This is a genomic window from Alteromonas sp. ABH4_453 (genome assembly GCF_056160665.1).
In genome coordinates, this window is record NZ_JBSWXP010000003.1 from 106,242 (window position 1) to 132,158 (window position 25,917).

24 protein-coding genes and 1 tRNA gene are annotated in these 25,917 nt (G+C 44.1%); 12 read left to right on the forward strand and 13 right to left on the reverse strand.

Features of this window, described 5'->3' with window-relative positions; all coding sequences use genetic code 11:
- Positions 1-5 precede the first annotated feature (5 nt).
- From ACXAGV_RS06860 to ACXAGV_RS06870, 3 genes are all read right to left on the reverse strand, one after another.
- Positions 6-638 (reverse strand): 50S ribosomal protein L25/general stress protein Ctc, encoded by a 633-nt coding sequence (locus tag ACXAGV_RS06860; protein ID WP_474872603.1) that lies wholly within the window; start codon positions 636-638, stop codon positions 6-8.
- Positions 639-1,029: 391 nt separating this feature from the next.
- Positions 1,030-2,031: an NADPH-dependent aldehyde reductase Ahr gene (gene ahr / locus ACXAGV_RS06865; RefSeq protein ID WP_474872604.1), complete on the reverse strand. Its 1,002-nt coding sequence runs from the start codon at positions 2,029-2,031 to the stop codon at positions 1,030-1,032.
- Between the two features lie 141 nt (positions 2,032-2,172).
- Positions 2,173-2,628 (reverse strand): ribose-phosphate pyrophosphokinase, encoded by a 456-nt coding sequence (locus tag ACXAGV_RS06870; RefSeq protein WP_474872605.1) that lies wholly within the window; start codon positions 2,626-2,628, stop codon positions 2,173-2,175.
- A 606-nt stretch (positions 2,629-3,234) separates the two neighbouring features.
- Here ACXAGV_RS06870 and ACXAGV_RS06875 point away from each other — a divergent pair.
- Positions 3,235-3,540: a hypothetical protein gene (locus ACXAGV_RS06875; protein WP_474872606.1), complete on the forward strand. Its 306-nt coding sequence runs from the start codon at positions 3,235-3,237 to the stop codon at positions 3,538-3,540.
- A gap of 75 nt (positions 3,541-3,615) precedes the next feature.
- On the opposite strand, the gene ACXAGV_RS06880 is transcribed toward ACXAGV_RS06875, so the two are convergent.
- The 4 genes from ACXAGV_RS06880 to lolB all read right to left on the reverse strand — a co-directional run bounded on the left by ACXAGV_RS06880 (position 3,616) and on the right by lolB (position 6,198).
- Positions 3,616-4,563, reverse strand: coding sequence for a ribose-phosphate pyrophosphokinase (locus ACXAGV_RS06880; RefSeq protein ID WP_014949014.1), 948 nt, complete (start codon positions 4,561-4,563; stop codon positions 3,616-3,618).
- A 33-nt stretch (positions 4,564-4,596) separates the two neighbouring features.
- Positions 4,597-4,672: transfer RNA gene (locus ACXAGV_RS06885), tRNA-Gln, on the reverse strand.
- 33 nt (positions 4,673-4,705) lie between these two features.
- The gene (gene ispE, locus ACXAGV_RS06890; protein ID WP_474872607.1) at positions 4,706-5,572 is read right to left on the reverse strand and encodes a 4-(cytidine 5'-diphospho)-2-C-methyl-D-erythritol kinase; all 867 of its coding nucleotides are present in this window, start codon (positions 5,570-5,572) and stop codon (positions 4,706-4,708) included.
- Positions 5,572-6,198: a lipoprotein insertase outer membrane protein LolB gene (lolB, locus tag ACXAGV_RS06895; RefSeq protein WP_474872915.1), complete on the reverse strand. Its 627-nt coding sequence runs from the start codon at positions 6,196-6,198 to the stop codon at positions 5,572-5,574. Before lolB ends, ispE begins: the two co-directional genes overlap by 1 nt.
- 131 nt (positions 6,199-6,329) lie before the next feature.
- Here lolB and hemA point away from each other — a divergent pair, with 131 nt between their 5' ends.
- The 6 genes from hemA (at position 6,330) to kdsA (ending at position 12,797) form a co-directional block, all read left to right on the forward strand.
- A complete protein-coding gene (hemA, locus tag ACXAGV_RS06900; protein ID WP_474872608.1) occupies positions 6,330-7,604 on the forward strand; it encodes a glutamyl-tRNA reductase in 1,275 nt (424 codons plus the stop codon).
- 15 nt (positions 7,605-7,619) lie between these two features.
- Positions 7,620-8,705, forward strand: a complete 1,086-nt coding sequence (prfA, locus tag ACXAGV_RS06905; RefSeq protein WP_474872609.1) for a peptide chain release factor 1 — start codon at positions 7,620-7,622, stop codon at positions 8,703-8,705.
- Positions 8,706-8,740: 35 nt separating this feature from the next.
- Positions 8,741-9,580 (forward strand): peptide chain release factor N(5)-glutamine methyltransferase, encoded by an 840-nt coding sequence (gene prmC, locus ACXAGV_RS06910; protein ID WP_474872610.1) that lies wholly within the window; start codon positions 8,741-8,743, stop codon positions 9,578-9,580.
- Positions 9,581-9,733: 153 nt separating this feature from the next.
- Entirely contained in the window at positions 9,734-11,299 is a 1,566-nt protein-coding gene (locus ACXAGV_RS06915; protein WP_474872611.1) for a DUF3369 domain-containing protein, read from the forward strand.
- 257 nt (positions 11,300-11,556) lie between these two features.
- Positions 11,557-11,922: a SirB2 family protein gene (locus ACXAGV_RS06920; RefSeq protein ID WP_474872612.1), complete on the forward strand. Its 366-nt coding sequence runs from the start codon at positions 11,557-11,559 to the stop codon at positions 11,920-11,922.
- Positions 11,923-11,942: 20 nt separating this feature from the next.
- Entirely contained in the window at positions 11,943-12,797 is an 855-nt protein-coding gene (gene kdsA / locus ACXAGV_RS06925) for a 3-deoxy-8-phosphooctulonate synthase (protein ID WP_474872613.1), read from the forward strand.
- Between the two features lie 61 nt (positions 12,798-12,858).
- Here kdsA and ACXAGV_RS06930 read toward each other — a convergent pair whose 3' ends face one another.
- Entirely contained in the window at positions 12,859-13,137 is a 279-nt protein-coding gene (locus ACXAGV_RS06930) for a hypothetical protein (RefSeq protein ID WP_136781123.1), read from the reverse strand.
- Positions 13,138-13,353: 216 nt separating this feature from the next.
- Here ACXAGV_RS06930 and ACXAGV_RS06935 point away from each other — a divergent pair, with 216 nt between their 5' ends.
- The 5 genes from ACXAGV_RS06935 (at position 13,354) to fusA (ending at position 18,841) form a co-directional block, all read left to right on the forward strand.
- On the forward strand, positions 13,354-14,256 hold the full coding sequence (locus ACXAGV_RS06935) for a transcriptional regulator GcvA (RefSeq protein ID WP_474830978.1): 903 nt from the start codon (positions 13,354-13,356) through the stop codon (positions 14,254-14,256).
- 70 nt (positions 14,257-14,326) lie between these two features.
- Positions 14,327-14,977 (forward strand): alpha/beta family hydrolase, encoded by a 651-nt coding sequence (locus ACXAGV_RS06940; protein ID WP_474872916.1) that lies wholly within the window; start codon positions 14,327-14,329, stop codon positions 14,975-14,977.
- 35 nt (positions 14,978-15,012) lie between these two features.
- Positions 15,013-15,480 carry a DUF423 domain-containing protein gene (locus tag ACXAGV_RS06945; RefSeq protein ID WP_474872614.1) on the forward strand — a complete coding sequence of 156 codons (468 nt, stop codon included), beginning with the start codon at positions 15,013-15,015 and terminating at the stop codon, positions 15,478-15,480.
- Positions 15,473-16,570, forward strand: coding sequence for a 23S rRNA (cytidine(2498)-2'-O)-methyltransferase RlmM (gene rlmM / locus ACXAGV_RS06950; RefSeq protein ID WP_474872615.1), 1,098 nt, complete (start codon positions 15,473-15,475; stop codon positions 16,568-16,570). Before ACXAGV_RS06945 ends, rlmM begins: the two co-directional genes overlap by 8 nt.
- Positions 16,571-16,753: 183 nt before the next feature.
- A complete protein-coding gene (gene fusA / locus ACXAGV_RS06955) occupies positions 16,754-18,841 on the forward strand; it encodes an elongation factor G (RefSeq protein ID WP_474872616.1) in 2,088 nt (695 codons plus the stop codon).
- 115 nt (positions 18,842-18,956) lie between these two features.
- Here fusA and cynS read toward each other — a convergent pair whose 3' ends face one another.
- The 5 genes from cynS to ACXAGV_RS06980 all read right to left on the reverse strand — a co-directional run bounded on the left by cynS (position 18,957) and on the right by ACXAGV_RS06980 (position 25,911).
- Positions 18,957-19,406 carry a cyanase gene (gene cynS, locus ACXAGV_RS06960; RefSeq protein WP_071814393.1) on the reverse strand — a complete coding sequence of 150 codons (450 nt, stop codon included), beginning with the start codon at positions 19,404-19,406 and terminating at the stop codon, positions 18,957-18,959.
- A gap of 18 nt (positions 19,407-19,424) precedes the next feature.
- On the reverse strand, positions 19,425-21,233 hold the full coding sequence (locus ACXAGV_RS06965; protein WP_474872617.1) for a bifunctional protein-serine/threonine kinase/phosphatase: 1,809 nt from the start codon (positions 21,231-21,233) through the stop codon (positions 19,425-19,427).
- A gap of 129 nt (positions 21,234-21,362) precedes the next feature.
- Positions 21,363-22,211 (reverse strand): formate/nitrite transporter family protein, encoded by an 849-nt coding sequence (locus tag ACXAGV_RS06970; protein ID WP_474872618.1) that lies wholly within the window; start codon positions 22,209-22,211, stop codon positions 21,363-21,365.
- A gap of 473 nt (positions 22,212-22,684) precedes the next feature.
- The gene (locus tag ACXAGV_RS06975) at positions 22,685-24,748 is read right to left on the reverse strand and encodes a transglutaminase TgpA family protein (RefSeq protein WP_474872619.1); all 2,064 of its coding nucleotides are present in this window, start codon (positions 24,746-24,748) and stop codon (positions 22,685-22,687) included.
- A complete protein-coding gene (locus tag ACXAGV_RS06980) occupies positions 24,745-25,911 on the reverse strand; it encodes a DUF58 domain-containing protein (protein WP_474872620.1) in 1,167 nt (388 codons plus the stop codon). The genes ACXAGV_RS06975 and ACXAGV_RS06980 overlap by 4 nt, the downstream gene beginning before the upstream one ends.
- Between the last annotated feature and the right edge of the window lie 6 nt (positions 25,912-25,917).

Below are 25,917 nucleotides of genomic sequence, written 5' to 3' on the forward strand. Positions count from 1 at the left end.
GAGGATTATTCCTCAGAAGCTGCTTCTTCGCCGTCTTCTTCTGCTTCAGCCGCTTTAGGAGCAGGCTTAACAGTTACAACCGCTAGGTCGTGAGCTTCGTCGTTCTTCGCAAGTTCTACTGAAGCAACGCCAGCTGGAAGAGTTAGGTCAGAAAGGTGTAGCGTTTGACCCATTTCAACACCAGCCATGTCTACTTCGATGAACTCAGGAAGGTTCTTAGGTAGACAAGTAACTTCAATTTCAGTTACGTGGTGCTCAGCAATACCGCCAGCTTTAACAGCAGCAGAAGCTTCTTCGTTTACGAAGTGAAGTGGTACGTTAGTGTGAACGTCTTCGCCAGCGATAACACGTTGGAAGTCAATGTGCATGATCTTCGGCTTGTACGGGTGACGCTGCATATCTTTAACTAGAACTTCAACAACTTTACCGTCTAGGTTTAGTTCAAGAACGTGAGAGTAAAACGCTTCAAAGTCAGCAGAGTTGTTTACTTTGTTGTGATCTAGAGTGATAGAAACTGGTGCTTCTTCACCACCGTAGATGATACCAGGAAGCTTATCTTCGCGACGTAGGCGGCGGCTCGCACCTTTCCCTAGGTCTGTGCGAACAGAAGCGTCTAGTTTGAAATTTGCTTCAGACATTGTCTGTCTCCAAAAATATAAGTCTAATGATGTGGATTTTTGCGACCAAAACCCACGGTAATATGATGTAAATTACGTTTAAAAATAATTTTCTATGCGCAATAAAACACCAGCCCAAAATTCAAGGGCGGCGAATTCTAACACCACCTACCAAAACATACAATTATAAAGGCAGATAAAATATCTAGCTAAACAAATGTAAGCATTCGTGTTGTTTGCACTAAAAGCGCACAATATAAGCGAACCTTAATAAGCGGACCTTAGCGCGCTTATATTGTGTTTGTATTAAGCTGTTGTTGTGGAAGGCTAACTTGAGCGCCAAATTGTCATCTTTCCAAGGCTCGATAAGATCAGCCGGCTCTTGGTGCATGGCGCCATTTTTTACAGGCCTTTACTTCGTAAGCACCACTCTGTAATGGGCTTTACCTTCTCGTAATCGCGCAATTGCTTCATTTACGTTATCAAACTTGAACGTTTCGGTCACAGGTTCAATATTGTGGTGTGCAGCGAAATCTAGCATGGTCTTAATGGTTGCGGGGCTTCCCACTGGCGATCCTGACACACTTTTTTGACCACCAATTAAGTTAAACGCACCAATATCCAGAGGTTCAAGCGTGGCGCCTACAAAGTGAAGTCGGCCTTTCGGTGCCAATGTAGATAGGTACAAGTTCCAGTCTAGCTTTACATTTACGGTTGAAATAATTAAATCAAACCGACCGCGCGCTTTTTTAATTTCATCTTCATCACGACTGTTAATTGTATCTGACGCACCTAGCTCTAGCGCTTCCTTCTTTTTAGATTCGCTTGAAGTGAAAGCAACCACTTTACATCCCCATGCATTTAAAAACTGTAGGGCGAGATGTCCTAGGCCGCCAATGCCGACCACACCCACTTCACTGGTTGGATTAATACCAAACTGGACAAGCGGGTTGAAGACGGTAATACCGCCGCAAAACAGAGGACCGGCTTTTGTGCTGTCGATTGCATCGGGAAGGGGAATAACGGCACGTGCCTGGGCGCGCACTTTATCTGCAAACCCACCGTGGCGACCACCAATGGTCATGGTCGCATCGCCACACAGGTTATGATCGCCTTCTTCGCAGGTTCTACAACTATTACAGTAGCCTGAATGCCAGCCTAAACCGACACGCTGTCCTACTTTAAGTGACGTTACATGTTCGCCTATTTGGCTAATTGTGCCGACAACTTCGTGGCCCGGAACAAAAGGGTACTCTGTCATGCCCCATTCATTATCGAGCATGCTTAGGTCGCTGTGGCAGATACCACAGCTTTCAACGTCTATTTCAACATCATGTGAACCGAGCTTACCAGGGTCGTATTGAAACTTTTCCAGTTTTCCACCCGCTTCTTTAGCGGCATATGCATTTATCATTAATAACCGTCCTTTTAAGTGCTGCTACGCAACATTCCCGCGAAAGCAATAATTCTATAATTGCGAAATCGCTTGATTAACTATCTTTATCAGTAATTTACTACACGCATAGCTACATTCACGATCATGCTACATTCACGATCATTGTGTTTGTAAATTATCAATGACTTTACTGGTATCGAGTACTTTTACGCTTGATACTTGAAGCACCGTACCAAATTGCGTAAAGGTCATCATGTCAGGTTTAGGCGTACCTTTAACTTCTACAATAAGGCCATTCTTTTGATAGGTCTCGTCTAGGTCATGCAGCGTGTAGCGGTCGCCGTTTTCAGCAATAAAAGCGTAAAAACCGCCTTCTAGGTCTTTATATATAATGCTGCCTTTCATGGTCACTTCGCCTTTGGCATTATCTTCAACGGCTTCAGCCTGTGTAACAGGCTCTGCAACCAATTCTTTAGGCATAGATTCCGTTTTGGTTTCCATTTGCATTTCTTTATCTACCATTGTGACGTCCTTAGTCTCTTCTTCTGAAGAGCAAGCGATAAGTGTAAGTGCAGAAGTGAATATGAGTGCGAGTTTTGTTCGATTGTTTTTCATTCTTATGTTCCTCTATTAAACAAGAGCAGTGTTTTATGGTTAGCGCTCACTTGAGCCAAGTGTGCAGCAGTGCATAATTTTTGGCTTCTACCGATTAAAGCTTTGCTTAACAGTCTTCCATGGTGTTTAAGTAATTTCTACAAAAAACGCAGAAACCTATACATATTTTTTACATCATTAAACAAATACTTGCAGTCTGTCTATGGGAACAATGTATTTGCTTTTCAAAAACGAGAGGAATTTTTGGAGAAAAGTTTAGGCTTTATTTAGTCTATTAAAACCTACCAGCGAAAAGTTTATTAAGTGAACCTAAGCCGCCGTTTAATAGGTATCTGATAATGCTCGCCTTAGGATTTAGCATTGTTGATAGAGTCTCGCGTTTTCTTTACCACTAAGAGTGAAATAGATTTCATAATAGTTTCACACATTTGGCTATAAAGACGTTTCAAGTCAGTTGGCACAGACCCTGCTTCATAACTACTGACTTATGTAATAACAGCGAACGGGTTTTATTCATCTAACCCACAATCGATGTATTACACAGCGAGGGTAACCTCCATAACTTTATTTGGGGATTATCAAAAGCAACGTTTTTAAGGAGAGAAAATGAAGCACTTAACTAAAATTTTTGCAGTATCTAGCTTGGCATTAGCGGCAAGTGCATGCGATGTAAATAAGACCGATGATGGTGAAATGCCTGATGTCGACGTGGAATCTGGCGAACTACCTGAATATGAAGTAAAGAAAACCGATGACGGCAAAATGCCAGATGTTGACGTTGAGGGCGGAGAGTTGCCTGAGTATGACGTCGATACGGTAGATGTTGATGTGAGAACAGAGACTAAGGAAGTTGAAGTACCTGTTGTAGACGTAGACATGCCCGAAGACGAAGAAGACGAAATTGATAATTAATCAATACTTCGTATAAAAGAAGCGAGTGAAACAATGCTATTGAAATACATTGTCTCACTCGCTTTTTAGTGTGAGCTAGTACTCAAACATTGCTGAAATAGACTCTTCGTTGCTGATGCGACGAATAGTTTCAGCAAGCATCTCAGATAAAGTAAGCTGTTTTACTTTTCCAATTTGCTTCATCTCTGCACTTAATGGGATAGAGTCGGTAACGATGATTTCGTCGATAACAGACTCTTTAAGGTTGTTTGCAGCGTTACCTGAAAAGATTGCGTGAGTTGCGTAAGCATAAACACGACGAGCACCGTGTGCTTTAAGCGCTTCTGCTGCTTTTGCAAGCGTACCGCCTGTATCAATCATGTCATCAACGATGATGCAGTCTCTATCTTTAACGTCACCAATAATGTTCATTACCTGAGCCACATTCGCTTTAGGGCGACGTTTATCGATAATGGCAAGGTCAGTGTCGTTAAGTAGTTTCGCAGTAGCACGTGCACGAACAACACCGCCAATGTCAGGAGAAACGACAACAGGGTCGGCAAAGTCACGTCTTACCATGTCAGCAAGAAGGATAGGGGTACCGAATGCGTTATCCACCGGAACATCAAAGAAACCTTGAATCTGTTCGGCGTGTAGGTCGATAGTAAGTACGCGGTCAACACCAACGTTAGACAGGAAGTCAGCCACTACTTTCGCAGTAATTGGCACCCTAGCTGAACGAACACGACGGTCTTGGCGTGCATAACCAAAGTAAGGAATTACTGCTGTAATACGACCAGCTGATGCGCGACGTAGTGCGTCGATCATCACAATAAGTTCCATAAGGTTATCGTTAGTAGGTGCACACGTAGACTGGATAATAAAAACGTCCGAGCCACGGACGTTTTCATGAATTTCTACGCTGATTTCACCGTCACTGAAACGGCCAACTTTGGCATTTCCAAGTTTGGTGTAGAGGCGATCGGCAACTTTCTGGGCAAGTTCTGGTACGGCATTACCTGCAAAGAGCTTCATATCTGGCACAAGTGGTTCCTCAGTGCGTTGATAAAAGAGGTTTGGCTGGGGTAGCAGGACTCGAACCTACGAATGGCGGGATCAAAACCCGCTGCCTTACCAACTTGGCTATACCCCAATTTTTAAGTTCTTGTCCGATGTGGCGTACACGCTATCTTTGTTGTTCTAATTTGTCTAATAGTGGTGAGCGATTCACACCTTTTGCGACAAAACTCTGCCAAGCTTCAGGCATTTGAGCCCTAACTTGTTCGGCTAAAGTGTAGTCAGAAAAAGTGGCAAATACGCAAGCACCTGTGCCCGTCATTCGCGACGGTGCGTAGTGTACCAACCACTGTAATAATTTTGCAACTTCAGGATAGCGATTAGCGACTAATTGCTGACAATCATTCCAAGTTTTTTCAAATTTATAGTCTTTCCAACGTATCGCTGGTGTATTTCTGGGCAAATCGGGCGAGGTGAACACTTCGGCTGTGCTGACATGAACATTTGGGTTCGCTACAAGAAAATACTGTTCTTTTTGGGGAGCCGGCGTTATGTCTTCTCCAACGCCTCCTGCAAATGCCGTTAGACCTCGCACAAAAATAGGTACATCAGCGCCTAAAGCTAGCCCGAGTTCAGCCAGTTCATCTTCACTTAGCCCCGTGTTCCATAAATGATTAAGCGCAACTAGGGTTGTTGCTGCATTAGATGAGCCTCCACCAATGCCTCCACCCAAAGGAAGGCGCTTGTCTAGCGAAATAACGGCACCTTTATTACATTCTGTTTTTGTTGCCAACAGTCGTGCTGCTTTTACAATTAAATTGTCATCGTCTGGTACGCCATCCAGTGGTGTTTCCATGCGAATACTTGTATCGCCTGTGCTTATGTCAAAGGCGAGCGCATCGCCATAATCCAGCATTTGAAAAAGGCTTTGAAGCTGGTGATAGCCGTTGTCGTAGCGGCCAAGAATATGTAAGAAAAGATTTAGTTTGGCGGGAGAAGGCCACCAATCTTTTTGTTTAGAAACAGATGCGTTCACTACAGAGTCCACTGATAAATTTTAATTTTAAGCTGAGTTTGAGGCATTTCCGGCGTTTCGTTTTGAGTAAGCGTTATGCTGTGAGGCAACCATACAGATGTACCATCATCTAGCTCAACACTACCGTAGTTGCCATAAGCGACTTGCCAATTGCGGCAACCTTGGCAATAGCTCTCTAGGGTATTAACTAACCCTTTTTCAGTTAGGGTGAATTTGTCACCGTCCAGCGGTAAGCCTTTTACCCAAGACAACAGTGGTTTAACCGGAATTACCATTCCCGTAATCTGATAAATAAGTGGTTCCGGTAGGGCATCAACGTATGTTTCGCCATCCGCTTCTAATACTGACTGCCGCTGGGTAGCATTAAGGTTAACCAGACTTACCCCTAAAAAATTGGTTAATCGAAAATCAAAATCACCGGAATCGTTTTTCCAGACTAAATTAAGGCTGGCCGCTTCCTTTCCTTGGCGAAAGGCAATTTTTCCGCGCATTTGCCATTGATGTACTTCTGCGACTTTTTCGAGTTGCGCCGTGAGGTTTACCGCGTTTTTTGGGCCTTTGGGAGCAGTTGTACACGCACTCAATATAAAGCAAAAGGTCAACAGTAGGGAAATTAAGCGAATCATCAAAGCGCGTTACCTGTTTAAAAATAAAACACATTTAGTTGTTACATTATGGGAACACAGTTTCACCAACACTTTCAATCATTTTGGGTTTTTCGTACAATGCCGCTCCGACGTTGCCAGCACAGATTTTAATGACTTTACTCGCCCTCGGTATTAACCACAAAACAGCACCAGTAGCACTTCGTGAAAAAGTGGCCTTTACACCAGACTCGCTGGTGGAAGCGCTTACGAGTTTAAAAAAGCTGGAAGGCGTAGATGAGTCTGTGATTGTATCGACGTGTAACCGCACTGAACTTTACGTAAATACTCAAGACGATACGGGCCAAAAGCTTCTACAATGGTTAAGTGACTTCCATCATTTAGATGTAGAAGAGATTGCCAGTAACAGCTATGTGCTCGCGCAAGATGAAGCGGTAAAGCATATAATGCGCGTAGCCAGCGGGCTTGATTCACTGATTTTAGGTGAGCCTCAAATCTTGGGTCAGGTGAAGCAGGCGTTTGGTGATGCAAAACACTCAGGTATGGTGAGCAGCGAGTTTGATAAGCTGTTCCAACATACGTTTTCAGTGGCGAAGCGAGTTCGCAGTGAAACAGATATAGGTGCAAACGCGGTAAGCGTGGCTTATGCAGCCGTTCAGCTGGCAAAACATATATTTGCTGAACTACCAAAACGTTCAGTGTTACTAGTGGGAGCTGGCGAAACCATTGAGCTAGTTGCTCAACATTTGAAAGAGCAGGGCGTGAGCTGTTTGGCGGTGGCGAATAGAACCGTAGCCCGCGCAAAGGCTTTAGCCGAAACATTGGATGCCAGTGTATTCACTCTGTCGCAAGTGCCCGAGCACTTAAAAGACTTTGATATCGTGATAAGCTCTACCGCGAGTCAGCTACCTTTAATTGGTAAGGGCATGGTTGAGAAAGCCCTTAAGCAGCGTAAAAACATGCCAATGTTTTTGGTCGATTTGGCGGTGCCGCGTGATATAGAGTCAGAGGTTAACGAGTTAGGTGATGCCTATCTTTATACTGTCGATGATTTACAGCATATTGTTCAAAAGAATTTAGAAAACCGCGAGCAAGCAGCTAAAGAAGCTGAAAAGCTTATCGACAAGCAAGCTGGCGACTACATGATATGGAAACAGTCGCAGCAATCCATAGATTTAGTAAGACAGTATCGCCAAAAAGGCATGGCACAGCGTGACGATATTGTGGAAAAAGCCAAAGCGCAATTAGCGGAAGGTAAAAATGCCGAAACGGTATTAGAAGAAATGGCGTATAAGCTAACTAATACGTTGTTGCACTCAACGACCCTAGCGTTACGCGAGGCTGCCATGCACGATGACCCGGCGTTAAGCCGTTGGATGGGGCAAGCATTAGATTTATCTGACTTTTCGTCAGACAATAATAAATAAGGTAATAAGAAGCATATGAAAGAGTCGGTAGTTAGGAAACTCGAACACTTAGTCGAGCGTTTCGAAGAAGTTCAGGCGTTACTCGGTGACCCTGAAGTTATCGGCGATCAGGATAAGTTTCGCAACTTGTCAAAAGAGTTCAGCCAACTAGAAGATGTAGTCGCTGGGTTTAATGCCTATCAGCAAGCACAAGAAAACTTAAGTTCAGCACAAGAAATGCTGAACGAAGACGATGCTGAAATGCGTGAAATGGCACAAGAAGAAATGAAAGAAGCGAAGGCAGAAATTGAGCGCCTTGAAACTGAGCTCCAGGTTTTACTTCTGCCTAAAGATCCTAACGATGATAACAACTGCTTCTTAGAAATTCGCGCAGGAGCGGGCGGCGACGAAGCGGCGATATTCGCAGGTGATTTGTTCCGCATGTACAGCCGTTATGCCGAAAGTCGTGGCTGGCGTGTAGAGTTGGTTAACGCCAACGAAAGTGAACACGGTGGCTATAAAGAGGTGGTTGCTAACGTTAGTGGTGACGGCGTTTATGGTGTGCTCAAGTTCGAGTCGGGTGGTCACCGCGTACAGCGTGTACCAGAAACCGAATCACAAGGCCGTATCCATACCTCGGCATGTACCGTGGCGGTATTACCAGAAATTCCAGAGTCGCAGGCAATTGAAATTAATCCTGCAGAGCTTCGCATCGATACCTTCCGTGCATCGGGTGCGGGTGGTCAGCACGTTAACAAAACCGACTCGGCTATTCGTATTACTCACTTGCCAACAGGCTTGGTAGTGGAATGTCAGGACGAGCGTTCACAGCACAAAAACCGTGCGAAAGCGATGTCTGTACTTCAAGCGCGCTTAAATCAGATTGAGGAAGAAAAGCGTGCAGCTGAAGAGGCGTCTACCCGTAAGAGCCTAGTTGGTAGTGGCGACCGCTCTGAGCGAATTCGTACTTATAACTTCCCGCAGGGACGTGTAACCGACCACCGTATCAACCTGACTATTTATCGTTTAGACGAAGTTGTGGAAGGTGATCTTAAGCAGCTTATCGACCCAATTTTGCAAGAACATCAGGCTGACTTGTTAGCCTCGCTTTCTGACGAATAACGCTGTCTTGTCAAATAAACTGTTATAGAAAAACAATGCGCATAGACAACGCCTTAGCATGGGCTGCTGAGCAACTAGAGGGTGGGGAGTCACCCTCTGTTGATGCAAAGGTCATGTTGGCGAACATTCTAGGTAAGTCTCAAACCTATTTGTTCACATGGCCAGATAAAACCCTGGATGACACAGAGCAGACCCAGTTTGCAGCTGCAGTGGCAAAAAGAAGGCGGGGTGAGCCTGTTGCTTATATTATCGGCAAGCGCGATTTCTGGACCCTGTCACTATTTACCTCACCTGATACTTTAATACCGCGCCCCGATACAGAAGTGTTAGTTGAGCAGGTGCTTAACTGGGCCAGTGACCACCTATCTCACCCTTCATCAATTTGCGACTTAGGAACGGGCACTGGCGCTATAGCTTTGGCATTAGCTAGCGAATTACCTGAAGCGTCAGTTACTGGTGTGGACTTCCACCATGGAGCGGTAAAACTTGCAACTCGTAACGCACAAGCTAACGACTTAACCAATGCCCGCTTTGTGCAAAGTGATTGGTTTAGTGCGCTGGCAGGTCAAACCTTCGACATTATTGTTTCAAACCCACCTTATATAGAAGAATCCAGTCCATACCTTAATGAGGGCGATGTGCGTTTTGAACCTAAAACAGCATTAACCTCGGGCACTGACGGCCTAGACGACATAAAACACATCATTAATAGCGCGCCGCAATATCTCAATAAAGGAGCCTTACTTGCATTCGAACACGGCTTTGACCAAGGGGCTGCGGTTAACGCTTTGCTCGCTGATGCGGGATTTGTAGACGTCAAAACGATTAAAGACTACGGAGACAATGACCGTGTAACGCTAGGACAGTGGCAGTAGTTTTCAACCTCCAAAGAAGTTATCTTTCCTGTAGTTATCAAAATTTAATTGCAAACTTGCTAATATTTTGTTTTACATTAGTATCTGTTGAGTGGTTACAAGACCTAAAAAAGCGCTAGATTAAACAATCTCTTACACTACAGGATGTACCAGATGAATGATGACTTTCTTTTCGCAGAAGACGACGATGAAAATGAAGTAGATGATCTGGGTAGCTGGAAAGTACTCATTGTTGATGATGAACCCGAAGTACACGCTGTTACCAAGCTGGCGTTAAATGACTTTAGTTTAAATGGTAAAACCCTTGAGTTTGTTAGTGCCTATAGCGGCGAAGAAGCGAAGGCCATTTTTAAAACCCATGATGATATCGCCGTTGTGTTACTTGACGTTGTTATGGAAACCGACGACGCCGGTCTTAAAGTGGCCGACTATGTCCGTAACGAATTAGACAATCATTTCACACGTATTATCTTGCGTACCGGACAACCAGGCCAAGCCCCAGAAAAAGATGTCATCATTAATTACGACATCAATGACTACAAGTCGAAAACCGAACTGACCGCGCAAAAACTTTTTACTGTTATCATCGCTGCGCTTCGTTCATATCGAGATATTATCGTTATTGAAGAAAATAGACGCGGCCTCGAAAAAATCATAGACGCGTCTGTAGATTTATTTTCTTCACGTTCCCTCGAAAAATTCATGCAGGGCATTATTCAACAGCTTGCATCTATTTTGGGCTGTTCAAAGGACGCTGCTTATATTACTACTGCGGTAGCAACGACATCGCGCACTATTAATACCAACAACAACACGCTGGGTGACGACGAATTATATGTTTTTGCTGGTAATGGCGAATATGCCAGTAAAGAAGGTGTACCGTTAAAAGATGCTATTAGTGCACAAGAATATGCACTTTGTTCGCAAGCGATGCGCGAAAAGCAGATCGTTTATGCAGAAGATCACGTTGTGGCTTATTGTAATAGTAAAAGTCACAATGGTGCACTCTTGTATTTGTCTGGATTACCAAGGCGAATAGGGGACAATGATCGTCATCTGGTAAAGCGCTTTTCAGACAGCGTTCAGCTGGCTTTTGACAATGTTCTTAAAACCGTTGATGTTGAAGCGACGCAAAAGGAAATTATTGAGCGCTTAGGCCGCGCATTAGAGCATGAGTCAAATGCGTCAAATAACCTCACAAGAATGGTTGAAATGGCGCAACTGTTGGCGAAGAAAGTCGGGCTAGTCGAGCAAGATACTCACGCACTGCGTCTTGCCGTGCCACTCCATGATATTGGTACGTCTATAGTGCCAAAGTCTATTTTGCACAAAACGACACCGTTAACTGAAGAAGAAGTGTTCAAAATACGTCAGCACGCTGAATTTGGATATCAAATTTTGCGAGATTCAAGCCGGCCCACAATCCAGCTTGCAGCAATGTTAGCGAAGCAACACCACGAGCGCTGGGATGGAAAAGGGTATCCCGATGGGCTTAAAGGCCAAGAAATTGATATAAAAAGCCGTATCGCGACCTTGGTTGATGTATTTGATGCGCTACTAAACGAACGGCCCTACAAGCCAGCATGGACAGTTGACAAGGTTGAAACGGTACTAAAAGAGGAAAGTGGTAAGCACTTCGATCCGTATTTAGTCCAATGTTTGCTAAACGACCTTCCAGCCTTTTTAGCAATTCAAGCTCAATTCCCTGACGCAAAGTAATAACGCGTTGCCCAGTTATTTACGATGAGTTATGCGTTACAATAAGTGCCTAGGCGCAAGAAAAATTGAAAGAAAACAGGTGCTAAAAGGCACCTGTTTTTTTTGAATTCAAAGCAAGTATATTTAGGTTATTGAAATTCATTTTGCTAAAGCACAGCTAAAAAGGCGTTGAGTTGTGAAGCTTGCTAGTTAGCTCATGTGTTAAAGTAACGAGAAGCAGCCTTATTATCTAATAAGAATAGGAAAACACTATGTACATGATGGCAAAACACCTACATTTAACGGCGGTAGGCTTAAGCATTTTATTTTTTGTCTTTCGTTTTATATGGAGTCAATTCGACGCTACAGCACTCAGCAAAAAATGGGTTAAAATTCTCCCTCACATCATCGATACTGTGCTGTTAGCCAGTGCAATTTGGTTATGCTTCATTTTATCTCAATATCCTTTTGTTAATGCCTGGCTTACATTCAAAGTTATCGGTGTAGTGTTGTACATCGTGTTTGGATTATTTGCATTGAAAAAAGCCAAAACAACGTTAAGCAAATGGAGTTTTTTCGCAGCAGCACTCGTTGTGCTTATGGCGACGGCAATGGTTGCTGTAACCAAACAACCTCTTTTTTAAGATTTAATTGGAAATAAATAATGTCTGAATCTCAACAGATTATTAATGTAGGTAACGTCGAGGTTGCCAATCACTTGCCTTTCGTTCTGTTCGGTGGAATGAACGTACTTGAGTCTCGTGACCTTGCGATGCGTATTGCTGAACACTATGTTGAAGTAACGCAAAAGCTCAATATTCCGTACGTTTTTAAAGCCTCGTTTGATAAAGCGAACCGTTCATCGGTGACTTCTTACCGTGGGCCTGGCATGGAAGAAGGGCTGCGTATTTTTGAAGAAATTAAGTCGACCTTTAACGTTCCACTTATCACCGATGTGCACGAACCGCATCAAGCGGCGCCTGTGGCAGAAGTCGTTGATGTGATTCAGTTGCCTGCCTTTTTAGCGCGACAAACCGACCTTGTTGTTGCAATGGCTAAAACGGGTGCCGTAATTAACGTAAAGAAACCTCAGTTCTTAGCACCACATGAAATGCGTCATATTATCGGAAAGCTAGGTGAAGCGGGTAACGACAACGTCATTCTCTGCGAGCGCGGCAGTTGCTTTGGCTACAACAACCTAGTAGTAGATATGCTGGGTATGGACGCAATGAAAGAATATGCGCCGGTCATATTTGATGCGACTCACGCACTACAGATGCCCGGTGGTCGTGCTACCTCTGCTGATGGCCGACGAGCGCAAGCGGCTCAATTAGCAAGAAGCGGTATGGCGTTGGGCTTAGCGGGCTTGTTCATTGAGGCACACCCTAACCCTGATGAAGCTTTGTGTGACGGACCTTGTGCGCTGCCGCTAGCGAAATTAGAGCCATATTTGCAGCAAATGAAAGCGTTAGACGAGCTAGTGAAAGGTTTTGACGCGTTAGATACAAGTAATACCTAAGCTGATATTGATGGCGTATGCCGGTGCAAGCACCGGCATGCGTATCAGGTGTGTGAGTTGCTTATTCCGCTTCAGAAACGTTTACGCGCTCTTCACCTTTTGCCATTGCTAATAAGTTTTTATGTAGCTGAACTTGGATCTCTTCAGCTAAAATCGCTTTTGATTGCTTTTTAACAACAATGTGAGCATCGTTTTCTGGCAATACTTCAGCCATTTTTACGCTTGTCATTGCCGTGTTGATTAACGATTGTAGATTGATCTTTTCTGGTTGTGCGTTAGCATTTGCAGCAGCGCTTGCGAAAGCCATTACAGAAACGCTAGCTAAAAGTAATTTTTTCATTTTCACACCTAATAAAAATAATTAAAAAATTGTTGATGAATGTTAAAATGTTTAACATTTGGTCATCATAATATACTGAAATTAAATGCACTTTCTTAATTTCGGGTAAATTATAATCAGCGGGTGGTGAAAAATAAAACGAGTAAAAGTATGGGTTGTCATTAGAAAAACTAATGAATTTGTCATGCTTCGGTCACACTGGATTTAAAACTAACTATGCACCGACGTTTACCCCCTCTTAATGCCCTTAAATCGTTTGAAGCGGCAGCACGCCATTTGAGCTTTACAAAGGCTGCTGATGAACTTTTTGTGACCCAAGCAGCGGTGAGTCATCAAATAAAAGCGCTTGAAGATTTCTTATCCATGAAGTTATTTCTTCGTAGAAATAGAACTCTGCTTCTTACCGAAGAAGGGCAGGCGTATTTCTTGGAGTTAAAAGATATCTTCAAAAACTTACAAGACGCGACAGAAAGGCTACTTGCGAAGGGCAGTAAAGGTGCTATCACGGTAGCTATGCCACCGAGTTTCGCTAGCCAATGGCTGGTGCCCCGTATTCATAAATTTAGCTTGGCCCATCCAGACATTGATGTACGCATAAAAGCCGTAGATTTCGACGAAGGCTTTTTAGAGGACGATGTAGACGTTGCCATATATTACGGCAAAGGCCGCTGGGCAGGCCTACAGGCCGACCAGTTACATCGAGAGTTTCTAACACCGCTTTGCTCTCCAATGCTTTTTCAAGGCCCTAAACCGTTATCCAGCCTGTCTGACTTACGACACCATGTGTTGCTTCACGACTTAAGCCGTACTGCGTGGAAAAATTGGTTGAAGCACGTGGGTGTAATTGGCGTAAACGTTAACCAAGGCCCGGTGTTCAGTCACTCCATGCTAGTTTTACAGGCAGCGGCACTCGGTCAAGGCATTGCCTTGGGTAACACAGTACTTGCTAGGCCAGAAATTGAAGCGGGAAGGCTAGTTATGCCGTTTGAAGAACGGGTAGAGAGTCGCGATGCGTTTTATCTAGTATGTGAAGAGTCACAGGCTGAATTAGGAAAGATTGCAGCATTTAGAGACTGGATCTTAGCGCTGGTTGAAGCTGAGCAAGAGGATTTGTTGTAGTATGGCTAAATTAAAAGAAAGTAATACGCAAACCAATACACAAACGTGTGCAAATGACGTTGTTTTCGATATGGAAGTGCACGCTGCCAAATCACCCGTTGCATGCTTAATACTTGGGCACGGCGCTGGTGCCGGTAAAGAGCATGAATTCATGCAAGACATGGCAAACGAACTTGTTGCTCAAAACATATCTACGGTGCTCTTCAATTTCCCTTACATGCAAACCATAAAAGCTATCGGTAAGCGCAGGCCTCCCGATAAAGCGGATAAACTTATGTCACATTTTACGTCGGTGATTGAAACCTGCAGCAAAGATAATAAGGCTCTTCACAATTTGCCCGTGTTCATCGGCGGAAAGTCCATGGGTGGGCGTATGGCCACCATGGTGTATGAACGTATAAGCAACGTAAAAGGCGCGATAGCGCTGGGTTACCCGTTCCACCCACCGGGAAAGCCAGAAAAAACGCGTACCGAACATCTGCAAACGGCGTCAAAGCCTTTGCTTATTATTCAGGGTGAACGAGATACCTTTGGTACGAAAAGCGAAGTAGAAGATTACATAAAGCGCAGCGTATTTTCTTCCAACATTGAATGCGCCTACTTAGAAGACGGCGATCATAGTTTTAAGCCTCGAAAAGCAAGTGGTAAAACACAGCAAGAACATATTTTAAAAGCTGCCTCGCTTACGGCGTCTTTTATTGAAACCGTTTTAAATAACTAATGGTTAGTCAGAAATCAGAGCGAACGATTAATTTAATGAAAACTGAAAAACTTGGGTTAGCTACTGTTGCTAAACCTTATCTTATTGCAGGCGCTTTGCTAGCGGGCCTTTCTGTGGTGCTAGGTGCGTTTGGTGCTCACGGTTTAAAAAGCGTGTTAACAGCACAGCAGCTCAATACTTTTGAAATTGGTGTGCGTTATCAAATGTATCACGCATTAGCCTTACTGCTTTTGCCTGCGCTGTCAGGCGTTGTCTCATCAGCATGGGCTAATCGGGTAGCATTTTGTTTTGTTACCGGAACTGTGTTGTTTAGTGGAAGTTTATATGCGCTAGGAATGAGCGGTATAAAGTGGTTTGGACCTATAACGCCGTTAGGGGGCATGTTCTTTATTATCGGCTGGGTGTTGTTAGTGATTGGATTGGTAAAAGGCCATAATTTAACCAAGCATCACCAAGACGAACAGAACAAAAGTCACCATACGCCGGAGGCAGGTAATGTCTAACACTAGCATTTTAGGTTATTGCCGACCTGGTTATGAAAACGATACGGCCAACGAACTTACATCGCGTTACGGTGAAGCCCAATGTTATGGCTACCCAGTGTCAAAGAAGAACAGTGGCTTTGTACTTTATCACTTATATGATGCCGCGCAGCTAGAGCAAACCATTACCCAGTTTGCTGTTCACGACAGTATTTTTCCTCGTCAGCTGGTGGCTGTTTTCGCCACTCTTACTGAGATAGAAAAAGAAGATAGAGTGGGGCAAGTACTCGAAGCACTAGAAGAAGTAGAAAAGCCGTTCTCTATATTTGGTGCCATCGACGTGGAGTACCCTGATACCGAGGATGGGAAGACCCTCGCTAAGTTTTGCCGTAAATTTACCGTACCCCTTCGCCAAGCGTTAAGGAAGGCAGGATGGCTCACTGCAAAAGAAAATTTAGGTAAACCTAAGTTACATATTTTCTTTGAGTCATTTGAAATTTGTCATATTGGCTATACATTACCTAGCCACGCCAGTCGTGATCACTTGGGTATCTGCCGATTGAAATTTCCTAGTGATGCGCCTAGCCGGTCTACGCTTAAACTCGAAGATGCACTTGTAAACATGCTGAGCGACACTCAGCAAACGAAAGTACTTCGAACCGGTGGTCGTGCGGTTGACTTAGGCGCGTGCCCTGGTGGTTGGACCTATCAACTGGTGAAACGCGGCATGTATGTAGAAGCTATCGATAATGGACTTGTAGCCGATAGTTTAATGAGTACCGGGTTGGTTGAACATCACGCAGCAGACGGGTTTACTTATCGACCACAATTTGGTCGCGTCGATCTGCTTGTCTGTGATATGATAGAGCAACCCGATAGAGTAGCGAAATTGATGGGTGATTGGCTGGTTAAGCACTGGGCAACTCACGCCATTTTTAACTTAAAGCTACCTATGAAACAACGCTATGAAACTGTAGTCGAAGCCATGGCGTTGCTAAATAGCCGTTTAAATGCCTTAGATGATGCATTCGCGGTTAAGGTTAGGCATCTCTACCACGACAGAGATGAAGTTACAGTAACAATTGTTCGCACTTCAGCTGATGAGGTGTGATTTTGTTATTTTTCAAAAAAGTGTCATAACATATTAAGTTGTTGATACTTATAGAAAAGAATTGATGCTGGCGCGGATTTTGATAAGCGAATTTGAGGTTTATGCTAAAAAAGGTGTAAATCTGGTATAGAAATCCTTTATAATCCAGCCGTTTTTTTACTCTGAACCAATGAAAGTGAACTAATGTCAGACTTATCTTTATACAGAAACATTGGTATTTTCGCCCACGTAGACGCGGGTAAAACTACCACAACAGAACGTATCTTGAAGCTTACTGGTAAAATCCATAAAACTGGTGAGGTTCACGATGGTGAATCAACAACTGACTTCATGGAGCAGGAAGCTGAGCGTGGTATTACCATCCAGTCAGCGGCAACAACCTGTTTCTGGAAAGATCATCGCATGAACATCATCGATACTCCGGGACACGTTGACTTTACAGTTGAAGTATATCGTTCACTTAAAGTACTAGACGGCGGTATCGGTGTATTCTGTGGTTCTGGCGGTGTTGAGCCTCAGTCAGAAACTAACTGGCGTTATGCTAACGAATCTGGCGTTGCACGCTGTATTTTCGTTAACAAGCTAGACCGTATGGGTGCAGACTTCTACCGTGTTGTTGGCCAAGTTAAGAAAGTACTTGCTGCTAACCCACTAGTAATGACACTTCCAATCGGTATCGAAGACGAGTTTACAGGTGTTGTAAACCTTCTAGACATGAAAGCGTACATCTGGGATGACACAGGTCTTCCTGAAAACTACGAAGTAGTAGATATCCCAGAAGATATGGTTGAGAAAGCTAACGAATACCGTGAGCAACTAATCGAAACTGCTGTTGAGCAAGACGACGACCTAATGATGGCTTACATGGATGGCGAAGAGCCGTCTCTAGAAGACATCAAACGTTGTATCCGTAAAGGTACTCGTGACCTAGCGTTCTTCCCAACATACTGTGGTTCTGCATTCAAGAACAAAGGTATTCAGCTAGTTCTTGACGCGGTTATCGATTTCCTACCTTCTCCAACAGAAGTAGACCCACAGCCTCTTACAGACGAAGAGACTGGTGAACCTACTGGTGAAGTAGCAACAGTATCTGTTGACGAGCCTTTCCGTGCGCTTGCGTTCAAAATCATGGACGACCGCTTCGGTGCCCTTACGTTTATCCGTATCTACTCTGGTGTACTTAACAAGGGTGACACTATCCTTAACAGTGCTACTGGTAAGACTGAGCGTATCGGCCGTATGGTTGAGATGCACGCTGATGAGCGTACTGAGCTTACTTCAGCACAAGCAGGTGACATCCTAGCTGTTGTAGGTATGAAGAACGTTCAAACTGGTCACACGCTTTGTGATCCTAAGAACGCTTGTACATTAGAGCCAATGATCTTCCCTGAGCCAGTAATCTCGATTGCTGTTAAGCCAAAAGACAAAGGCGCTAACGAAAAGATGTCTATCGCTATCGGTAAACTAGTAGCAGAAGATCCATCTTTCCAAGTTGAAACTGACGAAGATTCAGGCGAAACCATCCTTAAAGGTATGGGTGAACTTCACCTTGACATCAAAGTAGACATCTTGAAGCGTACTTACGGCGTTGAGCTAGAAGTTGGTCAGCCGCAGGTTGCATACCGTGAAACTATCACGCTACCTGTTGAAGACAGCTACACGCACAAGAAGCAGTCTGGTGGTTCTGGTCAGTTCGGTAAGATTGATTACCGCATCAAGCCAGGCGAAACTAACTCTGGCTTCAAGTTCACATCTACTGTTGTGGGCGGTAACGTACCTAAAGAATTCTTCCCTGCAATCGAAAAAGGTTTCGCAGGTATGATGGAAGTAGGTCCTCTAGCTGGTTACCCAGTACTAGACGTTGAAGTTGAGCTATACGACGGTGGTTTCCACGCAGTTGACTCATCAGCAATCGCGTTCGAAATTGCAGCTAAAGGTGCATTCCGTCAGTCAATGCCAAAAGCAGGTCCTCAAATTCTTGAGCCTGTGATGAAAGTTGACGTATTCAGCCCAGAAGACAACGTTGGTGACGTAATCGGTGACCTTAACCGTCGTCGTGGTATGATTAAAGACCAAGAAGCTGGCGCTACTGGCGTTCGCATCAAGGCTGACGTACCTCTATCTGAGATGTTTGGTTACATTGGTCACCTACGTACTATTACATCTGGTCGTGGTCAGTTCTCTATGGAATTCAGCCACTACTCAGCATGTCCTCAGAACGTAGCTGACAAAGTAATTGAAGAAGCGAAAGCACGTAAAGACGCTAAGTAATTAGCCTTTGCCAACGTTAGCTAGCTTGTGTTAGCTAACGCTTCAAAAAATACATAAAAGCCGGTCATTCGACCGGCTTTTTTATGTCTAAAGCACAGTGCTTTAGTACATGGCTTTAGTACATCTTATACGGCAGAAACTTCCCTGACATAACTACGCTAACGCGGTCGCCTTTAGGATCGTTCTCACGCTGTAAATCCATAGAGAAATCGATAGCGCTCATAATACCGTCGCCAAACTCTTCATGAATAAGTTCTTTTAAGGTAGTGCCATACACATTTACCAGTTCATACCAGCGATAAATAAGTGGGTCGGTAGGCACTTCTGTAGGTAACGAGCCTTTATAAGGTACTATCTGAAGCCAAGCAATGGCTTCATCTGAAAGTTCAAGTAATTCGCCTACTGCTTCTGCTTGCTGTTTTGTCATGGCCATTTGACCTAAGCAGGCGGCAGTACTCCATTCTTTTGACTGGCCAACAACTTCGGCAATTTGACTCCACTTTATGCCTTTTAGAATTTTGGCTGATTGGATCATGTCGGTAACTTGTGTTCTTGATGTGATCATTAGTATTTCCTCAACGGGTTAATTAAACAAAATGAGCGTTACTAGATTGGTTAAAATAAGGCAGAGTATTAATACCTTATATACAAAAAGGGGATGGCGTTTTATTAAAGGCTCATAAGCCTGGTGCTGTGAAGGATTCGGGTAGCGAAGTGAATAAGTAAACTCAGATAGTGTTGAGAAGCGCTTGTCAGGGTTTACATGTAAAGCCCGTTTAAGGGCGCTATCAACCCAGGATGGTATTGGCCTTTTAGGATCTAACGCGGTTTCGTATTTTAATTTCTTCTGTTCGGCGTAAGTTCGGCAGTGGGCAAGCTTAGTACGATAGGGATATCGCCCACACAAAAGGTAATAGGTAAGCACGGCCAAGGAAAACAAATCCGAGCGCTCGGTGCCTATATTTCCTAAAAAATATTCCGGTGCCGCGAACAGTGCTGCGCCAGGAATAGTTGCGTCGCTGTACAGGCTAGGCGCATCGACTAAGGCTGCAGAACCCAAGTCTATAATAGTACAGTATCCCTGTTCGCTAATGATAATATTGTCGGGGCGTATATCTCTGTGAAGAATGCCCTGACGGTGCATTGCTTGTAAGCCTTTTCCAACCTGCTCGATGATATCCCTAATTTGCTCCAGTGACGGCGTAGGATTATCAACTGACCATTGCGCTAGCGTTTGCCCTTTTACATAGTCACTTATGCTGTAAAACGCCGTAGGCGCATGTGGCAGTCCTAAGTCTGCAAGCGTAATACTTTTAACAATATGCGCTGAGTTAATGCGTCTTAAAAACCAACTCTCGATAAGGAAAGCGTTAAGCATTTCTGATGTCTGAGTAAAATCGGTGGCAGGGGTTTTAACTACTATTGGACTATTTACATCAATTCCTGCTGAAGCTGGACACGAAGCGACGAAAACGTGGCTACGCGCAGAGCAGTAGAATTGTCGTTCTAGTGCGATGCCGTCAATCATATCGCCGGTCTTAAGTTCAGCTAGAGTAGGCTTTGCAGCGAATAATTCGGTGTCGCTCAATTGATCCTGTCGTTCACATTCATGACTTACACTTCTATGACTTATTTGAAACTTAGCAAGCATTAGGGTGAGGTTATCATCGCTTCCGTTATTGAACGCCTCGTGAGTCACCAAAGCGGCTTGGTTTTCTGGTAGCGTGTGGGTGTTATTTATTTTATTGAGTATGGCTGGCAGTTCAACGAACTCATACACGCCGTCAGAACTTATCGCAATAGTGCTCGATGTACTCAAGGTTAATGAAGTATGGTCAATGTCGATACTCGCTTTTACGCCTAATGCGTTGGAAAGGTAGGTTTGTGACGGGGCACTATCAGACACGTGACGATGAGGCTGAGTAAGCAAAACGGGCTTTTGGGCACCCTTAGAAACAAGCTGGACTTGGCAATCTCCCACATGAAATACGTCTAGGTGAGTACCCGTTAAAATAGCAACTGAAAGCGTACAAACGTACCCTTTCTCTGGGGTGTAGCAAAAAGGGCTTCTCTGCGTTCGGGTATAAAGCCGTGCATTCAGTTCTTTAATAATGGTTTCGGCACGTGTTTTAACGGGCCATTGTTCAGGCGCTATATTAAAAAGTTTAACAAACTCACTGGTAGCAAAATCACTAGCAACCTGACTTACCGTGCTACTGCTCACGCCATCAGCAATAACAAAGATATGACTTGGGTTTAGTTCGTTGGAAGCAATATGATAGGCATAAGCATCTTGGTTTATTTCTTTAACACCGCGGGTGGAAAAAGCACTGACACTTAATTTGCTAGTTAGTGGATAGGTTGGTGTATTAAGCGCAGCGTGCTGATTCATGTTTCGTAGCTTCTCACCTAATTATGTGACATCGACTTAAACATTCACTTTCATGCGAAGGGAAGGAAAGTGCCACCACAACGTACCTCTACGGTTTGCGTCGTGATGGCACTAAAATCAAAGCTCTGATTAAATGGGGAGCGTTTGAGATGCCGCTGCTTTATCAACAGGGATTGTACGCTTTGGCAATGTCTTCACGTGGGTGGTGTATAACGTAAGGCCAGTAAAGGCTAAACCGCCTACTAGGTTACCCAGCGCAGTTGGAATTTCATTCCAGATGAAATAATCCATAACTGAGAAATCACCGCCCATAATAAGACCAAATGGGAAAAGGAACATGTTAACCACTGAGTGTTCAAAGCCCATAAAGAAGAACAGCATGATAGGCATCCACATAGCCAGCACTTTTCCGCTTACATGAGTTGAGATCATTGCGCCCACTACGCCTAATGACACCATCCAGTTACACAGCATGCCGCGAATGAATATAGTGATCCAGCCTGCTACACCGTGTTCTGCATAGCCCAAAGTACGTGCTTCGCCGATGCTGGCGACTTTAGTTGCAATTGCACCACCGTCAACGTTATATCCCATGGTAAAGATAAACGACATCATAAACGCAACGGTTAGTGCACCGCCAAAGTTACCTAAGAAGACTAGCCCCCAGTTGCGTAAAATTTGTTTAGGTGTAACGCCAGGACGCTGGGCAAGCCACGCTAGCGGTGTAAGCACAAATACACCGGTCAATAGATCGAAGCCCATAAGATAGAGCATACAAAAACCCACTGGGAATAACACTGCGCCAAGCAAGAACACACCCGTTTGTACTGCGATGGTTATTGCAAAAACCGCAGCCAAAGCCAAGATGGCACCTGCCATATAAGCGCGGATTAGAGTATCTCGTGTAGACATATAAATCTTTGCTTCGCCTGCATCTACCATTTTGGTCGCAAACTCAGCGGGGAGAAGATAAGCCATGGTTTCACCTCACGTTGTCGTTATTAGTAATAATTGCCAGTGTTAGATCGGGAGTTAGCTATTTACGTGTGCTCTGATAGATCAAAAAAAGGCGTCCGCAGCGCTCTCGTTAGAAAGAACTGGGGACGCCTTTGTCCGAAACTCATGTATTGTTAATCGCTAACAGGTTACCTCTGATAGCCCGTACGTCTTTGTACACTAAAGTCGGTAGATACTGTGTTTTAACGCCTGTGCTCCGAACTTTAACTATCGTTCTGTACGAAGCCAAAACAGTGCCAACGGCTTATGAATATTGGGAATTTTTTGAAATGGCTTTATAAAACAGTGTGTTGAAGCGTTCTTTTTGGCTGAGAATAAAGCACACATAAAACAGACGTTTCAAAAACTTGCACTATAACGGTGGGGGAATGAATGTTTAAGGTGCAACTCAAAATACCCGTTTCATTGCTGGGCGTTTGTTTTTTAAATGTTGTTCATTGCAGCGCTTGCTTAAGGTTTTTGAGCTGGCTTTTCATTATACCCGCCTTACTGAGATTGAGCTGTTGACCATAGGTCTCGCGCTCAAATTGTCTACACAATTGTTCAAATGCCTTTGCCGCATGGGGATTTAATACTGCGCTTACTTCTTCAAAATAGGTGGATAAGGTTTTATTGTCTCTCTTTATTCCTGTTTTCGCTTCAACTTGCGCAATAGCTCTCAGCAAAATGCGATGAGAGGGAGAATGGCGCACTTTGTCTCTTTTAGGAAAAAAATAGATTGCCAATAAAAGCGCAATAAGCCCGATGGCAGATAAAAATACAATGCGCATCTTCTGCGGTGTAAGCGAACCTAATAGCTCTTCAAGCATGTTGGTTTGCGCCGCATTATCAAACCCCAGCACCCATTTGCTCCAAGAATAGTCGAGCTGTTGAAACCAGCCTCGCAGGGTAGCAAAGAAAGCCGAGTTACCAATTTCGCGCAAAATAGTGGTTTGACGTGATTCCCCTAGCTCTTCTAGTGCGCGTTCAAGACCAAAAGTTAGACGAGATGGCGCCACTATACTTGTAGGGTCGAAACGTACCCACACACCATCAACTAAGGCTTCTACCCATGCGTGGGCATCGTATTGTCTTACTTGAAGTACGTTATCATTCAGCTCACTCCCACCTTGATAGCCAGTTATCATTCTTGCAGGTACACCGGCTGCGCGTAGCACGTAAACCATGGCACCAGCATAATGCGCGCAAAACCCAGCCCGTTGTTCAAATAAAAAACTATCAATTGGATCTACAGGCATAGCGTTTGGGGACAACGTGTAGCGGAACCCACCTTTACTGAATTCACGCATTATCGCACTTATCATTGCTTGAACGTTGTCATGTCGCTTTGCTAGTGTTTGCCCCCAAGCCCTAGCCTTGGGGTTGCCATTTGTTGAAACTTGCAAATTAAGTTGCGCTTCAAAGTTTCCTATTCCGTTAATGATTGGTGCGTTTGGAAAGTAGCGTAAATAAAAGGCTTTTTTGCTCGATATTGGCGTGTCGGCACGCAAGGTGTAATCAAATAGCGTGCTGACAGTAATACTGTTCTTAAGGTTATTAGGCAATGACGGCTCTAGTGCAAACAGCCACCTTTGTTGAGTAGGCTCTACAATTAATTCATAGTCAGTCACAACAGTCGACTCTTTTTCTGCCAAGATGGGTAGAGGCGTTGATCTTCCCATGACAGCTAACTGTTGCTCGGCTTGTTTACGTTTGTCACTTATAGACCAGGTTTTTCCATCAAAATGCTCGAGTGTCATTGCACGCCAGTATCTAAACGGCGCAGCGGGAACCTCCTCTTCGCTATTGAAGGTCGCACTGAATGCGAGTTCTGATGAACTTGCAAGTGATGCTATATCCCCAGGCGTCACTGTATCGGAAAGCCCGGTCTCAGTGGATTTTGATGTGGGCATTTGCCAAAGGGGCGGAAGCTGAGGCAACAGCAGAAATAAAAGTAGTGCAATGGGAAAAGCTTGAACAATAAGTACGCTGACGAACTTAAAGCTTTTCGGTATTGAAACACCTGCGCCATGATAAATAGCCGTTGCGATAAGCAGTAGTGCTAATATTCCCGTATAGCCTATCCATGTAAATACGCTTAGTGATGAAATAAAGCCGCAGCCTATTAAGAATAAACAGGTACATATTAGTAGGTGAAAATCTCGCTTCTTTTCAACGAGCATAATTTTTAGGGCGCACGCAATTGTCAGCAAATTGATCATGCTATCAAGTAGGCCTACAGAGAACCCGAACCAAGACAAAGCAAATACGGCAAGTACAGCAAGCAAATTCACCGTACGTGAAGTAGGTAAACTATGCAGTGTGCTAAGGCCTGCAACTCTCACAACCACAGCACACCCGCTAAGCATCAATACCCATACCATTAAAGGTGAGGTAAGCGTAGAAAGTATTAGGGAGAAAGTTGTGCAAAGCAGAAGAACAGCCACAGACTGGGAATGGTTGAATACGTTTTTTAAAACTGCCAACTGCGAAAGCTGGCTAGAATTAGGGGTATTCATGTTAGAGGCCTTACCGTTTTCTTCCGTTTGGAAGCTAAAGAAATGGGGCTGTTTGTGGTTGAAGTGACCGACGAAGCATTGTTGTTTGCATTACTCGCCGGCGCTAAACAAGCAAGTGCGCTAAGGCATTCATGCACATGATTTGTTCCATAGTTAGGCGCAATATTAAGCCCTTTGTACTGTACACCGAACACGCGTTCCGCACTTGCCCAAGATAGAATGGCGTGAGTCAGTGCTGAAACAGCAGTTTCTAAATCCGTATTCGACGGCATCGAAAGTAAATAGCTGTCGCTTTGCAGTGACGTAAAAGATTTAGAAACCCAATTCCCATTTTTGGCCACATTCTTCCAGGATACACGGTTAAGTGGCTGTCCAACTTCGTAATCCTTCAATGAGTAAAAGTCTTCGTTACTGGTTGGGTCACTTAATTCACTACCACTTTCTGACTCATCTGTATTTGCAATCTTCTCGATAGTTATAGGACCTTCTTCAGGCTTAGCATACACAATAACTTGCTGGTCAAAATCAAGATGAGTCCAGCATTTATAAAGCCCAAGAGGAAAATCGCAGGCAATGGTCAATCGCCCCAAAGTAAACTGCCCACGTTTTGGTATTTGTAAAGGGACCCTGAGCTCTTGTCGTTGGTCTGTATTCGCACCTGAAGGTTTATTTAAGGCAAAACTAAATACTCGCTCTAAAAATGCTGATTTGTCGATATCACTTGTTGTTTGAGTGTTTGAATCTGCTGCGCGCACTACATTTAGCCATTTTACCGACAGTACGCCATTGCAGGCTCTCAACGGTGTGTTTTTATGGGCGATGATCTGAAGGTGAATTTCACCTTCTAGGTTGCAGTGGAACGATTTTGGAGGGATAGCTTTAAGTGCTAAACGCGCAAAGTTTTGGTGAGTGTAAAATAACGTTAGCAGCATAATGCTTAAGCACAAGTAACTAAGCAGTAACATTAAGTTGTTTTGATAGTTGGTCCCAAGTAAAAATAGGCACAGTGACAAAATAATAAACGACCAGCCAAACCCACTTGGCAGTATAAAAATGCTGTTCAAGCCTAGATGATGCTCTTGAGAAGCCGGAACACGCTTATCTAGCCACTTCAGTAGTCGATGTTTGAGGTAGTTTGATAAAGAAGTAGGCACTTTACGCACGTGTAA